Source organism: Streptomyces lunaelactis, from assembly GCF_003054555.1.
Lineage (GTDB): Bacteria > Actinomycetota > Actinomycetes > Streptomycetales > Streptomycetaceae > Streptomyces > Streptomyces lunaelactis.
In genome coordinates, this window is the sequence record NZ_CP026304.1 from 41,751 (window position 1) to 56,096 (window position 14,346).

Sequence of the window (14,346 nt, forward strand, 5' to 3'; positions counted from 1 at the left end):
CCGCAGCCCCTGCGGCCGCGGGTGGTGGAGACGCAGAGGACGCAGCGATCTGGACGCCCAGCCGGAGTTGTCGGGACTGCGGCAGCTGCTGAAGCGGTGCGTGGGCAGGCGATGCCGCAGGTGCGGATCAACTACCAGGCGGCAGGCGAGATCAAGCGGCGCGTCAACGAGCAGCTGCTCGCCGAGCGCAAGACCAACCCAGCTCTGGTGGGGGCTGTGCGCGAGCAGCGCGGCCGGGCCCTGATCAACGAGGCCGTGTCCGTGTGGGCGGATGCGGCCGGCCACAGCGCCCGGCCGGTGTCCTCGCCCGATGAGCAGGCGCTCGCCGCGATGGTGTTCGACATGCTGTTCCGTGCCGGGCGGCTGCAGCGCTATCTCGACGACGCGCGGGTGGAGAACATCCTCATCAACGGGCACGACCAGGTCTATCTCGACTTCGGAGACGAACGCCTGGTGCGCGTGGAGCCGGTCGCTGACTCCGACGAAGAGCTCCGGGAGCTGGTGCGGGACCTGGCGCGCAACGGCGGGCAGAGTGAACGGACTTTTTCCACCGGCAGCCCCCTCGTCGCCCTGCGTCTGGCCGATGGCTCTCGCCTCCAGGCCATGACGGAAGTGACCGGGGAGCGGACGTATGTGACGATCCGCCGTCACCGCATCAAGGACGCCGACCTCGACGCCATGGTGCAGCTGGGCACCATCTCCCCCGCCCTTAAGGAGTTCTTGTCGGCGTGTGTGCGCGCCGAGCGGAACGTGATGATCGTCGGCGAGCAGAACTCCGGCAAAACGTCCCTGCTGCGCGCCCTGCTCAAGGAGATCCCCGCCACCGAGCGGTTCGGGACGCTGGAGACCGAGTTCGAGCTGTGGGCCCACAAGAACGGCTTCCACCAGCAGGTGGTGCCCATGGAGGCACGGGAGTCCAACGGTGAGCGGGTCGATGGCCGCGCCGCCGGCGAAATCACCCTGATGGACCTGATGCAGCGGGCGCTGCGCATGTCGCTGACCCGGATCGTGGTCGGTGAGGTCCGCGGCCCGGAGATCACTGCGCTGATGCAGGCGCTGACGAACGGGCGCGGCGGGAATCTGTGCACGATGCACGCCTCCGAGCCGCATGTGGTCTTCGACCGGATCGCAGAGCTGTATCTGCTGGCACAGGGCAACTTCAGTGAGCAGCTCGCCTACCGGCAGATCGCCAATGGGCTGCACCTCATCGTGTTCCTGTCCGTGGATGACACCGGTGGGCGCAAGCAGAGGTTTGTCTCCCACGTGTGGGAGATCACCGGCGTCGGCGAGGGCGGCCGGCCCGCCTACAACGAGATCTTCGGGCCCCTCCCGGAGTGGGATGAGCCCCGGGCCATGCCGCGCACCCCACCCTCCCCCGCCACGCTGCGGCGTCTGGAGCGGGCCGGGTTCGACGCCCAGTTGCTGCGCCAGTCGGCCGGGTCCTGGCCCAGGGGGGTGCGGGTATGACCGGCGGCCTGTGGTGGAGCGTGTGCGGCGCGCTGCTCGCGGCGGGTGTCGTGGCGATGGCCGTGGCGGTCGCGGGGACGACCGCGCCGAAGGGACCGCCGGTTCTCGTGCGGTGGCGGGCACGGTGGTTGTCCGGCCCCGATCAGCAGCAGCGGGCCGCACGGCAGCGGACGCTGCTCGGCGCAGCGGCCGTGGTGGGTGGCCTGGTGTGGCTGGTCACCGGGGTGTTCGTGGCGGCGCTGCTGCTGGGTACCGCGGTGGTGGGAGTGCCGTGGCTGCTCGCGCCGACCGCGTCCACGACGCAGCGGATCGCCAAGCTGGAAGCCCTCGGCGAATGGACCCAGCGCCTGTCGGATGTCATCCGCCTCGGATTCGGGCTGCAACAGGCCCTCACCTCGAGCAGGAAGAACGCCCCGCCGCTGCTGGAGCGCGAAGTGGCCGAGTTGGCCGAGAAGCTGCAGGCAGGCTGGCATCCACGCGAAGCCCTCGAGGACTTCGCGAACCAGCTCGACGACGTGACCGCGGACAAGGCTTGCGCCGCCCTCACCCTGTGCGCGAATGATCCCGGACCCGGCCTCGCCCAGGCACTCGAGGACCTCGCGGTATCGGTACGCGAAGAGGTCGCGGAGCGGCGCAAGATCGAAGCCGACCGGGCCAAGTCCCGCACCGCGGTCCGCTGGATGACGATCATCACCGTCCTCATCGTCCTGGCCGGGTTCGCCGTCCCCACCTACACCGCCCCCTACGCAAGCGCGGTCGGCCAGCTGGTCCTGGCCCTGCTCTCAGGGGCGTTCACCGCCGTCCTGGTGTGGATGAGGTCGCTGGCCAGCCACCGCCCGGTACCGCGGTTCCTCATCAACGACCCACGCAGCCGCGTCAAGCAGCCCGAACCAGCGGAGGTCCAGCCATGAACGCCACCACCACCCTGGTGATCTGCGGATGCGCAGCGGGCGCCGGTGTGGCGCTGCTGGTGCGGGAGATGGTGCCGGCCGCGCCGAAACTCGGCCCGGCACTGCGCCGGTTGAACCCGCCCCCAGCCCGCGGCGACGGTGCTGCGACGCCTGCGGCGGCCAGCACGCTGTGGGGTGGCTGGCTGGTCGACCGGGCGCCCGGTGCCCTGCCGCGGGCGGATCTGCTCCTGATCGGGCAGAGCCCGGAACAGTTCCTGATCACCAAGGCCGGACTCTCTCTGATGGGGCTGTTGCTGCCGGTCCTGGTGGTGGCGGGATGGATGCTGATGGGGCTGGGTGTGCCGCTGTTCATCCCCGGCATCGTCGGCATCATCGCGGCGGCCGCACTGTGGTTCGTGCCCGACTGGCACGTCCGCGACCAGGCCGCCAAGGCCCGCTCCGAGTTCGCCCACGCCGCTGCCGCCTATCTCGAGCTGGTGGCGATGCGGATGAGGTCGAATGTCGGCGCCTCGCAAGCCCTGGAGGACGCGGCCCGGGTGGGACGCGGCTGGGCGTTCACTCGCCTCCAGGAAGCTTTGCTGCGGGCGCGGACGGAGAAGTCCTCCCCCTGGGATGCGCTGGCCGACCTCGGCGACCAGCTCAGGCTGCCGATCCTGGCCGACGTCGCCGACATCATGCGGCTCTCCTCCAACGACGGCGCCCCCGTCTACGACACCCTGCGCGCCCGGGCCAGGAGCCTGCGCACTGAACTGCTCGCCGCGCAGGCAACCGAGGCGAACGCGGACAGCGAAAAGATGAGCGCGCCCGGCGCGCTCCTCGCCGCGATCGTCATGTTCGCCATCGCCTTCCCCGCCGTCCTGAACATGTTGTTCCTCTGACCTAGCTTCCCCGGTGGGCGGGACGGAGTGGCAATGATCAAGGAGAGGAAGCAGTGAACGAAGCAGTCAAAACAGCAGTCCGGGACGCGCCGTTGAGGGCAGCCGTCAGGGCCGCGGGCCTCGCACACACCGCCCGTACACGCCTGGAAGCGGCCCGCACGGAAATCGCCGAGCGCGGCGACCGCGGCGACGGCCCCATCCCCACCGTCATCATCTTGCTCGTCACCATCGCCGGAGCCCTCACCATCGCCGGCGCACTGGCCGCGCTGTATGCCAAGTACGGCGGGAAGCTGACCGGCCCATGAGCGGAGCGTTGCGGGCACGGTTCGGCGACCGGGGGGCCGCCGCGATCCAGGCCGCGATCATCTACCCGATCGCACTGGCCGTGGCCATCACCGCAGTGCAGGCCGCGATGTGGGGCTACGCCCGCAACATCGCGCAGAGCGCCGCCCGCGAAGGCGTCACCGCCGGGCGCATGTACGGGGCGAGCCCCGCCGACGGCGCCGCCCAGGCCCGCAGCGCGCTGGAGCGTCTCGCCGGCAACAACCTCACCCACCGGTCGGTGTCCGCTGCCGGAAGCACTCCCGAACGGATCCAGATCCGCGTGTCCGGGACGGCGATGTCGCTGATTCCGGGGGTGCCGAACTGGCAGGTGTCCGCGCTCGCTTCCGGCGCCGTCGAGCACTGGACCCTCCCGCAGGAAGGCTGACATCCGTGACGCCGTTCAGGGGCAGGGACACGGACCGGGGCAGCTCCCCGATCGAAGCGGTCATCATCGTGCCGCTGCTCATCAGCCTCGGGCTCCTTTTCCTGGCCGCTGCCCGGCTCTCGCTGGCCGGGCAAGCCGCGGACGCGGCAGCCGAGCACGCCGCCCGGGCGGCCTCACTCGCCCGCACGCCGGGCGCGGCACAGTCCGCAGCACAGGCGGCGGCTGCCGACTCGCTGGCAGGGGAGGGGCAGCCGTGCACTGCCACACGCGTGCGTGCGCACACGGCCGGTCTCACGGTGCCAGTCGGGCAGGTGTCCAGTGTCACCGTCACCGTCTCCTGCACCGTGCCGCTGGGTGACCTGTTCTTCCTCGGCCACGCAGGCCCCGGAACCCGCACCGTGACTTCATCGTTCACCTCGATCGTCGACGCCTACAGAGAGAGGAGTTGAGCAGCAGTGGGGCACAACTCGCGGGCGTGGGCACGGTATCGGCGCTGGCAGGGCCGCGACCGTGGCGGCATCTCCGTGTTCGCCGCCATCATCGCCGTCCCGCTGCTCGCACTCGGCGGGCTCCTCGTCGTCGACGGCACCGGCAAACTCCGCGCCACCGAACGGGCCGACGCCCTCGCCATGGAAGCCGCCCGGGCCGGCGCCCAAGCCATCGACCCAGCCCAGGCCATCGAAGGCGACGCGGTCGTCGCAGACCCCCAGGCGGCAGCAGCGGCCGTGCGGGCCTATCTGGGCCGCGCCGGGGTGAGCGGCGCCGTGACCTTCACCGGCGGCGGAACCCGCCTGCAGGTCACGGTCCACGACGCGTACGACACCAAGTTCCTCCCCCTGATCGGCGTCTCCCAGATGCCTGTGACCGGCCAAGGTCAAGCCACCCTGCTCCACGGCATCACCGTTCCCGAGGAAGGCCCCTGATGCGACCGCAGGCCTCGCACTCCCCCGCACAGCGGCCCTCCCGCCCCGTTGGCAGCCTGCTACGAGCCCTGGGATCACTCGTCGTGCTCGTCGCACTGCTGACAGGACTCCCGTGGCTGCTGTGGGAAGCGATCTGGGCCGCGGCGCCTGCCGGGATGGACGACCTCACCCACCTGTTCACCCGCCAGGACACCTCCGGGGCGTTCATCCTGGCGCTCGCCGCCGTGGGCTGGATCAGCTGGGGCTCCTTCGCCCTGGCGCTGCTCCTGGAGATACCGGCACAGCTACGCGGCCGAACCGCTCCCCGCCTGCCGGGCTTCCGCCTCAGCCAGCGCGTCGCCGCCACACTCGTCGGCGGCCTCCTGGTGCTGCTGCCCACCGGTACCGCCATGGCCTCCCCCGCCCAGGCCTCGCCCACCCTTGCCGCCGAGCAGCTGCCCGGGCACGGCGGCCCCACCGCGGCGGCCACCGCCCGAGCCGATGGTGGCGGAGGGCAACAGCAGCCGGAAGCTGCCGAGTCGGGCGCCGGGCAGCGTGTGTACACGGTCCGCGATGTGCGGCCCGCCGAAAGCCTCTGGCAGATCGCCGAGAACGAACTCGGCAGCGGCGAGCTGTACACCCGCATCGCCGACCTCAACGATGGCCGCACCATGGCCGACGGCAGCGTCTTTCACGCGGACGCGTCCATCAAGCCCGGCTGGACGTTGCTCCTCCCCGCTGACCACACCTCCCACGCGGCGGCCAAGCCTCCTCCTGCCCCGACCTTCCAACTTCTCGGCAGTCAGCAGGAATCCGACGACAGCTACACGGTCGAGCCCGGAGATTACCTGTCGAAGATCGCTCAGGAGCAGCTCGGTGACGGCGACCGGTGGCCTGAGTTGTACGACGCCAACCGGGACCAGGTCCAGGACCCCGACCTCATCTACCCGGGCCAGCAACTCGATCTCCCGGCCCAGCGCTCGCCCGTGCCCGGAGAGTCCACCGACCCTGCCGAGCCGCCACAGCACAACTCGCCGCCGGCCGACGACGATGCACCGCAGGGCAACGGAGACGGGGCAGAACCCGAGAGCGACGGGGCCCCGGAGACGGCGGTGCCATCGCATGAGGCGCCTGCCGACCGGGGGGACCATCAGGTACCGCCCGTGGGGCCGACCAGTCCGGGGGGAGTTGCGTCGAAGACGCCCTCCGCCACTCCGGCTCCGACCTCGCAGGCGCCAACCACTCCGGCGGCGTCCTCCCCTGCCATCGCGGCGCCCGATTCCGTTACGGAAGAGGGCCAGTCCGGCATCGGCGTGCGGGAAGTCGCCGGGGTCGGGATGCTGTTGGCGGCCGGCCTGCTGGCCACGCTCAGCCTCAAGCGGATTCTGCAGCGCCGACGCCGCAAGCCCGGCGAAACCATCGCCATGCCGGAAGAGACCGGGCAGCTCGAGCAGGTCCTCGCCGCGACCCAAGAGCCGGGCAGTATCCACCTCCTCGACACCGCGCTGCGCACACTCGCTCACCACGCACAGCACGAGGGCGAGCACCTGCCGTCCATCCGAGGCGCACGCGTCACCGCCCGCACCGTCGAACTGCTCCCCGACGACACAGAACTAGAGCCACCGCCGCCGTTCACTCGCGGCACCGATGCGTGGTGGCGGCTCAACCCGGATACCCCGCTCCTGGACTCGGACGCCGCAGCCGCGCCATACCCCGGCCTGACGACCATTGGCACCGACCCGGACGGCGGACACCTTCTCCTCAACCTTCCTCACACCGGCACCCTTCTCCTGGACGGCACGCCCTCCGAGGTCCTCGCCACAACTCGGGCGATCGCATTGGAGGCAGCCACCTGCGCGTGGAGCGATCACGCCGACATCCTGACCGTCGGTCTCGGCAACGACATCGCCGCTCTGCTCCCACAGGGACGGATCCGCCCGGTGCCGCACCTTCGCGCTGCGCTCAGCGACCTGGGCGAACTCCTCCTGGAATCACACCAGGTCGCCGATGAAGAGGAACCGGTCTGCCCGCTGCCCTGGGTGCTGATCTGCGCAGCGGAGGCCACCGAATCCGATGCGTGGGAACTCGCCGACGCTATCTCCAAAGCACGGCATCTGCCCGTTGCCCTCGTGCTGCCGGCCTCGGTCGCAGGAGGATGCTTTCCCGACGCCGAGCGCCTGGCCGCAGCCACCGACACGCTCCAGCGGTGCGAGACGCTCGATTCGGATCTCGCCATCCAGTACGTCACCGAAGCCGACTACGAGAGCTTCGTCCAGACATTGGCCACGACCGAAGACCCTGCCTCCCCAGCCGAGGGCCCCTGGCAGTCCGTCCCGGACGCCCACCTCGACACGAGTACAGCAGGCGCATCAGCCGGCGGACCAGGCGCGGCTGGTCGTGCAGCCCCATTCCCCGCCCTGGCAGCCGCCGCCGGGACCCCCACGTCATTCCGCATCGTCTCCCCCACCACTCCCAATACGGGCACGGGCGAACCTGACGCCGTCGAAAGCGAGAGCACCAGGAATCCGACGCAGAGCAGCGCGGTTGAGGACGACGACCCGATCGACCTGCACACGCCCGAAATCAGCATCCTCGGCCCCATCCTCGTCTCCGGGATCAAGGCCTCCGGACACGGCAACAGGCTCGCCACACTCGCCGCGCTCGTGTACTTCAAGCCGGGACGCAGCGCCGAGGTTCTCTGTGAAGCGATGGAGCCGCGCAAGCCGTGGTCGAAGATGACATTGCAGGCGCGTATGTCCGAACTCCGCAACCGCCTTGGGGTCGATACGGACGGGGAGCCGTATCTGCCGCGGGAACGCAGAGACGGCTACCGGCTCTCCCCGAAGGTTCGCTGCGACTGGTCGCGTTTCCAATCCCTCGCCGAGCGCGGCCTCGCTAGAGGCCCAGGCGCCGGTATGGGTGACCTCGAGTCCGCTCTGCGCCTGGTCCGGGGCCGTCCATTTGGCGGGGCCGATCACGATTGGGCCTCCCCGCTCGTTCAGGAAATGCTGGCCCGGATCATCGACGTCGCTCATACCCTCGCGACGTGGCATCGCACCGGCCCGGACCCGGACCTGGATGCCGCGCGCCGAGCGATCACGGTCGGGCTCGACATTGATGACAGCGCCGAGATCCTCTACCAGGCGTGGATGCTCATCGACGACCAGGTCGGCAACCGCGCTGGAGTTCTCAAGGCCATTGAGACTCTCCAGGCCGTCAATCGGCGTCTGGACGTCAGCATGGAACCGGCCACCGAGCGAGTCATCGACAACATCTTCAGCAAGCCTGCACAGCTCCAGAGGCTCTGATCTGGCACTCCCCACGCTCGAAACGGAGCCCAGGAACACTGCCCACACCAGCCGGCCAGACATGTCGAAAGCCGGGCGCCGGACCGCGACGGGGGTGCGCAGCCCGGCACCCGGCTCCCACCGAGCCTACGACGCCAACCCTCGCAAAGGGGGCAGGTCTCACTATCGTGCCGGGGCAGTTGCCTTCACCTGATGCCGGGCAGCAGCCAGCAGTTCCGACCGCGCGGCGGACTCCCCCGCCGGCGGGCGCGTCTGCCACTCGGCCAGAACATCGCGCACCGCCGCGCACACCGCCCGCACCTGCACAACCAGACCGGCCTCCAGTCCAGCCACACGACCGTCACCGGGACCAGTCACCACCGCGGTGCCGTACAAGCCGTAGGGAATGTCCAAGCCGCGCCATGCGCAAGCAAGCGCCCACACCGCCACATTGAACTCCCGGCCGGGCTCCCCTGGGCCACCGCCATGGACGTGCAGCAACGCGCGCCGGTGATACACGCCTGCATCCACCGTGCCGCCCAGCAGGTCGCGCTGAACCGCCCCGGTTCGAATGGAGACTCGATTCCGTGTAAGGATCAGAGTCATGGCACGTCCCTCCTCCTATCCCCCTGAGCTGCGCAAGCGCGCGGTGCGCATGGTCGCCGAGGTCCGCGGTGACTATCCGACAGAGTCAGCCGCGATCAACGCGGTGATGGCCAAGCTGGGCATCGGCTCACGCGAGACACTGCGCAAGTGGGTCCGCCAGGACCAGATCGACTCCGGGACCCTGCCGGGGGCGACGAGCGAGGAGTCCGCGCAGATCAAGGCGATGAAGAAGGAGATCGCCGAACTCAAGCGCGCGAATGAGATCTTGAAGGCCGCGGCGAGTTTCTTCGCGGCCGAGCTCGACCGGCCACTGCCTCGCTCGTAACGTTCATCGACGAGCACCGGGACCGCTTCGGCGGCGTCGAGCCGATCTGCCGCACGTTGACCCAGCACGGCTGCAAGATCGCCCCCTCCACCTACTACGCCTGCAAGAAACGACAAGCGACTCCCTCGCCGCGAGCCGTGCGGGACGAGGAACTCAAGGAGCTGATCCAGGAGGTCTACACGTCCAACTACCGCGTCTATGGCGCGAGAAAGGTCTGGCGCGAGCTGAACCGGCAGGGCCATGCTGTGGCCCGCTGCACGATCGAGCGCCTCATGCGTGAGATCGGCATCGCCGGCGCGGTCCGCGGCAAGAAGGTCATCACCACCCTCCCGGACCCGACCGCCGCCAGGGCCCCGGACCGCGTCGACCGCGACTTCGTCGCCCCGGCCCCGAACCGGACCTGGGTCGCCGACTTCACCCACGTGGCCGCCTGGGCCGGCGTCGTCTATGTCGCCTTCGTCGTGGACACCTTCTCCCGTCGCATCGTCGGCTGGTCCGCCTCGCTGTCGAAAGAGACCCAACTCGTCCTGGACGCCCTGGACATGGGTCTGTGGCAGCGCGATCGCGAGGGCCGCCCACCGGCGCCTGGCCAGCTGATTCATCACTCCGACGCGGGTTCTCAATACACGTCATTCCGGCTGGCCGAACACCTGGACGCGGCCCAGATCGCGGCCTCCATCGGCTCGGTCGGCGACGCGTACGACAACGCGCTCATGGAGTCGACGATCGGCCTGTTCAAGACAGAAGTCATCAAGCCCCAGCGGCCGTGGAAGACGCTCTCACACGTCGAGCTCGCCACCGCCGAGTGGGTCGACTGGTACAACCACCGCCGACTCCACGGTGAGATAGGGCACATCCCGCCCGTCGAATACGAAGCCAACTACTACCGAGCAACCACGAAACCCCAGCTCACAGCCACCAACTGAGATCTCCACCGAACCCGGGGCGGTTCACGCAGCACCTGGCGCTGCGCACCGTAGGTATCGGGCAACTCCACTGGCTCGACGGTGCCATCCGGGTCGATGCGCAATGCGCTCATCGTCATGCTCAGCCCCCTTTCCTCGCGGCCGCGGATCTTCGAGCGTACGGGCCCAGGTCCCTGCAACGGTTCGGTTCGGTCATGCTGTTGGCCGGGGCTGATGGCCGTTCGGCGGCCGCAGGCATTTGGGCGGGGGCGGGGGGCGCGGTGCGGGCAAGGCGTTCCGTCCTGCGCGCCAAGCGGTCATCCACATATCGGTCACTCGGGGATGCGCAGCGCTCTGACCTGCGATGCGCACTCCGAGAGCGGACCGGCGGCAAAGCCAACGATCATGCGCAGGGCGGGCCCAGGTCACCTTCACACCGAGCGCGATCATCGCGTGGTGCACATCCGCGAGCCCTCTGGGCAGCCGTGCCGCTGTCGAGTTTTACCGCGTAAAAGTTGTCGGGCAGCCGCTGTCGTCATGCAGGTTGCGTTCCGCTCGGCAAGTCTGTGCAGTCATGTGCGCGATGGCTCGGAAGGCCTTCGTCCAGGGGTGCCACTCCCCCGCCACCGGCCGACCGGCCAGGCGGCGTGCACTGCGCAGCCGCATCCCTTGGCACGGGGCGGCCGTCGAGGCGTCCCCATTTCACTGGACAGGAACGCCTTTGAGATTCCGCTGTCACGTGCACTGGTGCGCAACGCCCGGGCTGGGGCGGTGCCGGGGAACAGGCCCCAGCCCGGGCATTCACGCAATCTAGGGTCCGCATCCCACAGCTGGGAGGGAGCTCCAGGGGCCGCGGCGTTGGGATGGCCGGATCAGGCAGGTGCGCTGAACCAGGCTGCGGAGAAGGTTTTCCAGCGGCGTTCGAAGTCGGGCAGGAACTTCTCCACGAAGGGGGCCGTGATCGGCTGCCCGTACTGGGCTGTGACGCCAAGCTCGGCGAGTTCCTTGACCAGGCTGTCCGTTCGCGGTCTGGCGTGTTCTTCGCGTTGCACAGACCACAGGGCGTAGATCCGGAATTGGGGAAGGTAGCGGCGCAGGGTGCTGGGCTTGACCGGCGCTCCGCTGCGGCCAACGATCCCTTGCTCGGCGAGGAACTGGGAGAGCTCGCTGTCTCTGGGCTCGCGTCCGTGTTCCCGGCGGTACACGGTCCACGCCTGGTAGTAGCGGTCGACCACGGTGAGCTCACCCGCCATGTCAGGTGCAGGGCCGGAACCCTGGGGCGGAATCGCGGCGGACAGCGGGGGCGCTTGGAGGCTGACGAGCTCGAGTCCCTCCCCCCTTGCTTCGTTCTCACCGTTGGCCGCGGGAGGTTCAGCGCCTATCGCAGGCTCCTCTACCGCGTCGCCACCCGGATCGGGCATCGCGCCTGGGTGCCCTGGCAGGCTGCGCAGTTCCGCCTCGTGCCGTGCACGGAACGCGGAGAGGTGCCTGCCGAGGTCCTGGCCTCCGATCAGGGCGCCGGCTGAGGTGCGTTGTCCGTGCAGCTGGAGCATGTAGTAGGCGAGCTGCTGCTCATCGGGATAGGTCCCGTACTCGCTGACGAATCGCTCGAAGACAAGGAAGTACTGCTCGACCTCCGGCGCTTGGACCGGCTCCCCCGCGCGCGCCGCCGGGAAGTCGGCCACGTCTCCGGCTCGACGGAAGTCCTCCCGCTGGAACTGGGCTTCCAGGCCATCGAGGAACTCCTGCTCCCCCTGCTGAGGCTGACCCACCGCCTCAGGCTCGCCCAGCTGGCGCGGTTGCGTCGCAGCAAACCAGGGACTGCTCGCCGGTCCCTGGGCGTACTCAAGAGGGTGTGGCCTCTCCGGATCCTCCTCGGGAGGAGACGACACCACCACATCTGCATTGAGGAGTTCGGCACTCATGGTCGGCGCCGATGGAAGCAGCATCGGCTCTATACCCGCCGCGGAAAGCCCCGCGGGAGCCGTCTCCGCCAGCGGTACGCCGTACTTCGCCAGGCGCAGCGGCATCAGCGACTCCACCGGAGCCTTGCGCTTCCACCCGCGGCCGAAGCGGGCCTGGAGGCGGGCCTGGTAGATCAGCCGGTCCTGTTCGAGCTTGATGACCTGCTCGTAACTGCGCAGCTCCCACAGCTTCATCCGGCGCCACAGCATGAAGGTGGGGATGGGGGACAGCAGCCAGCGGGTGAGGCGGACACCTTCCATGTGCTTGTCGGCCGTGATGTCGGCGATCCGACCCACGGCGTGCCGGGCCGCTTCGACGGAGACCACGAACAGGACCGGGATCACCGCATGCATGCCGACACCGAGCGGGTCGGGCCACGAGGCTGCGCCGTTGAAGGCGATGGTGGCCACGGTGAGCAGCCAGGCGGTCTGGCGCAGCAGCGGGAAGGGGATGCGCAGCCAGGTCAGCAGCAGGTCCAGGGCGAGCAGGACACAGATGCCCGCGTCGATGCCGATCGGGAAGACGAGGGAGAAGTCGCCGAACCCCTTGCGCTCGGCGAGCTCACGCACAGCGGCGTACGAGCCTGCGAAACCGATCGCGGCAATGATCACCGCGCCTGCGACCACGAGCCCGATGAGTATTCGGTGCGCACGTGTCAGCTCCCCAGGCCTCAATTCTCCGTCGGACACCACGATTCGCCGTCCTCGAGCCTTTGCTGAACTACCGTCACAAGCGGCGCTGCATCAGCACCAGCAACACCGACTGGCTTCCTGCCCACGAGTAATCGGCCTCCCCTCAGCCACATGGGCACCCATTGCGAACCCCTCACCGACAACGCTGCCTCATCGGTGGCACACGAGACGCAGGACGAAAGGAAAATGGCCACACATCCGACAGGCCGCCGGGCCTTTCACGATGCCTGGGACGCTTCCGCAGCACAGACGGTGCATCTCCCGTCTCCCGCTGGACTGGCCCGCCGCGGCGTCGGTCCAGTGCAACTCGAGCACGCAGGCCAGCCCAGGCAGGCCGGACACAACTCCAATCCTGCAGCCCTCCCGGGACTGCCGCAGCCCGTGCACTCAACCAACGCCCGGTAGGCGACAGCGTCTGGCACGGGCCGGCTCGCGGAAGTCCCCCGCACCCTCGCATCCATGAAAGAGGAAGCGGAATCGGTGGGCGGCGCAGTTTCGCTCGCAGCCCGCAGGCGGGCCGCTATGACTGCCCCGACAGTTCTGCGGACGGGCTTGGGCAACGGACGGGAAGCGACAACATGCTGAACCTGAGAGGCCGTCCAGCCGGCGTCCAGGAGCCCGTCGATGACCAAACCCTGGTCGTGCAGTGCCTGGCCGGTCAGCCGAAGCTCGGGGTGAACGGCCCCTATCGACAGGAGTAGTTCAGTTCCGGGCGTCGTTGCGTTGGTTCGGCAACTGCTCTCCAACGCAGGATTCCTAGACGGCGCAGGAACTCGATCGCCCAGGCCCCTCGACGTGTCACGCGCCCGCTCGTCACGGACGGACGGAATGACAAGTTGGCCGTTCTCTGTGATGGTCTTCTTCAGGCTGGTATTCTTTATGGATCGATCAGCCAAGCCTGGCTTACCCAATGCTGGATTCTCCGATTCAGGTTGCGACCTGCTGTGGTGCAGCTGCACAATCGCGGAGTCGCCACCGAAGCCGTCGGTCTCGGCGTTCGGCACATCTGTGATGGAATAGACGACCTCACCGAGCGTCCCATCGGCCCTTCGCATCCTCTCCCGGGCCAGATAGCCAAAGCGCTCCAGCTCTCGCAGGCCGGCGCTGACAGCGTCTCGCCCCTCCCGGCCCGAATGTGCAAGGTCTCCCACCGAAACGCGCCAGCCATCGCGATGCGTCGATATCAAACCGAAGAGACCTTTGGCTTTGAAGCTGATTCGACTGTCACGAAAGAGCGCATTGGCGATCTGGGTGAAGTGATCCTCAGCCATCACGCCACGCCGCACACCCACGCCATAGCCCTTCAACGCATTCCTCTCCCGGAGTGTTGATGTTGGTCAGACGTCAGCGTCGGGCGCAGCTCCCCAGACCGAAGATTCGTCCCACTACATGACAACCGCGCTTCGATTTATAGAAGTACCCCTGCCCTCAAGCACCGTTGGGATCCAGATACTTCTAGTCAGCCCTATGGCCTTCCGCTCAAACGGTTTGCCCAATCTCCAGTCGCATTATCGGCAACGCATCCGCTTGCCGATGGTGTGAAGTGGTCCAACAGCCCCATGAACGAAGCGAGTAGAAGCTCATGGCCATCAACCCCTGGCCGCAAGGCATCTCGCCGACAGCATGAACTACCGTATGCACATCACCGATCTCCGGGTACTCCACAGGTGCACAAATCTCAGTCGATCGCCTTTCGGGT

12 protein-coding genes are annotated in these 14,346 nt (G+C 68.5%); 10 read left to right on the forward strand and 2 right to left on the reverse strand.

Annotation, left to right across the window (positions count from 1 at the left end; all coding sequences use genetic code 11):
• The first annotated feature begins 96 nt into the window (after window positions 1–96).
• The 8 genes from SLUN_RS00220 to SLUN_RS00255 are packed head-to-tail and all read left to right on the forward strand — an operon-like array spanning window position 97 to window position 8,175.
• Window positions 97–1,467 (forward strand): TadA family conjugal transfer-associated ATPase, encoded by a 1,371-nt coding sequence (locus SLUN_RS00220; RefSeq protein ID WP_306610638.1) that lies wholly within the window; start codon window positions 97–99, stop codon window positions 1,465–1,467.
• Entirely contained in the window at window positions 1,464–2,378 is a 915-nt protein-coding gene (locus tag SLUN_RS00225; protein WP_108146625.1) for a type II secretion system F family protein, read from the forward strand. The genes SLUN_RS00220 and SLUN_RS00225 overlap by 4 nt, the downstream gene beginning before the upstream one ends.
• Entirely contained in the window at window positions 2,375–3,256 is an 882-nt protein-coding gene (locus SLUN_RS00230) for a type II secretion system F family protein (RefSeq protein ID WP_108146626.1), read from the forward strand. The genes SLUN_RS00225 and SLUN_RS00230 overlap by 4 nt, the downstream gene beginning before the upstream one ends.
• A gap of 53 nt (window positions 3,257–3,309) precedes the next feature.
• A complete protein-coding gene (locus tag SLUN_RS00235) occupies window positions 3,310–3,561 on the forward strand; it encodes a hypothetical protein (protein ID WP_217505277.1) in 252 nt (83 codons plus the stop codon).
• The gene (locus SLUN_RS00240; protein ID WP_108146627.1) at window positions 3,558–3,965 is read left to right on the forward strand and encodes a TadE/TadG family type IV pilus assembly protein; all 408 of its coding nucleotides are present in this window, start codon (window positions 3,558–3,560) and stop codon (window positions 3,963–3,965) included. The genes SLUN_RS00235 and SLUN_RS00240 overlap by 4 nt, the downstream gene beginning before the upstream one ends.
• 5 nt (window positions 3,966–3,970) lie before the next feature.
• Window positions 3,971–4,414 (forward strand): TadE/TadG family type IV pilus assembly protein, encoded by a 444-nt coding sequence (locus SLUN_RS00245; protein ID WP_108146628.1) that lies wholly within the window; start codon window positions 3,971–3,973, stop codon window positions 4,412–4,414.
• 6 nt (window positions 4,415–4,420) lie between these two features.
• Window positions 4,421–4,888: a pilus assembly protein TadG-related protein gene (locus SLUN_RS00250; protein ID WP_108146629.1), complete on the forward strand. Its 468-nt coding sequence runs from the start codon at window positions 4,421–4,423 to the stop codon at window positions 4,886–4,888.
• Window positions 4,888–8,175 (forward strand): LysM peptidoglycan-binding domain-containing protein, encoded by a 3,288-nt coding sequence (locus SLUN_RS00255; RefSeq protein WP_159100080.1) that lies wholly within the window; start codon window positions 4,888–4,890, stop codon window positions 8,173–8,175. Before SLUN_RS00250 ends, SLUN_RS00255 begins: the two co-directional genes overlap by 1 nt.
• 162 nt (window positions 8,176–8,337) lie before the next feature.
• Here the strand turns inward: SLUN_RS00255 and SLUN_RS39105 are convergent, their stop codons facing one another.
• Window positions 8,338–8,760, reverse strand: a complete 423-nt coding sequence (locus SLUN_RS39105) for a hypothetical protein (protein ID WP_159100081.1) — start codon at window positions 8,758–8,760, stop codon at window positions 8,338–8,340.
• Between SLUN_RS39105 and SLUN_RS00260 the strand changes: the two genes are divergently transcribed.
• Window positions 8,759–10,011, forward strand: a protein-coding gene (locus tag SLUN_RS00260; protein ID WP_254710415.1) for an IS3 family transposase whose coding sequence is annotated in 2 segments (ribosomal slippage) — window positions 8,759–9,041 and window positions 9,041–10,011 — 1,254 coding nt in all. Because the reading frame shifts where the segments join, the coding sequence is not laid out codon by codon here. The two genes, SLUN_RS39105 and SLUN_RS00260, sit on opposite strands and share 2 nt — an antisense overlap.
• Window positions 10,012–10,862: 851 nt before the next feature.
• Here SLUN_RS00260 and SLUN_RS40590 read toward each other — a convergent pair.
• Window positions 10,863–12,647, reverse strand: coding sequence for a DUF2637 domain-containing protein (locus SLUN_RS40590; RefSeq protein ID WP_371413800.1), 1,785 nt, complete (start codon window positions 12,645–12,647; stop codon window positions 10,863–10,865).
• Between the two features lie 944 nt (window positions 12,648–13,591).
• On the opposite strand from SLUN_RS40590, the gene SLUN_RS39110 reads away from it, so the two are divergent.
• Window positions 13,592–13,978, forward strand: a complete 387-nt coding sequence (locus SLUN_RS39110) for a hypothetical protein (RefSeq protein ID WP_159100082.1) — start codon at window positions 13,592–13,594, stop codon at window positions 13,976–13,978.
• The last annotated feature ends 368 nt before the right edge of the window (window positions 13,979–14,346 follow it).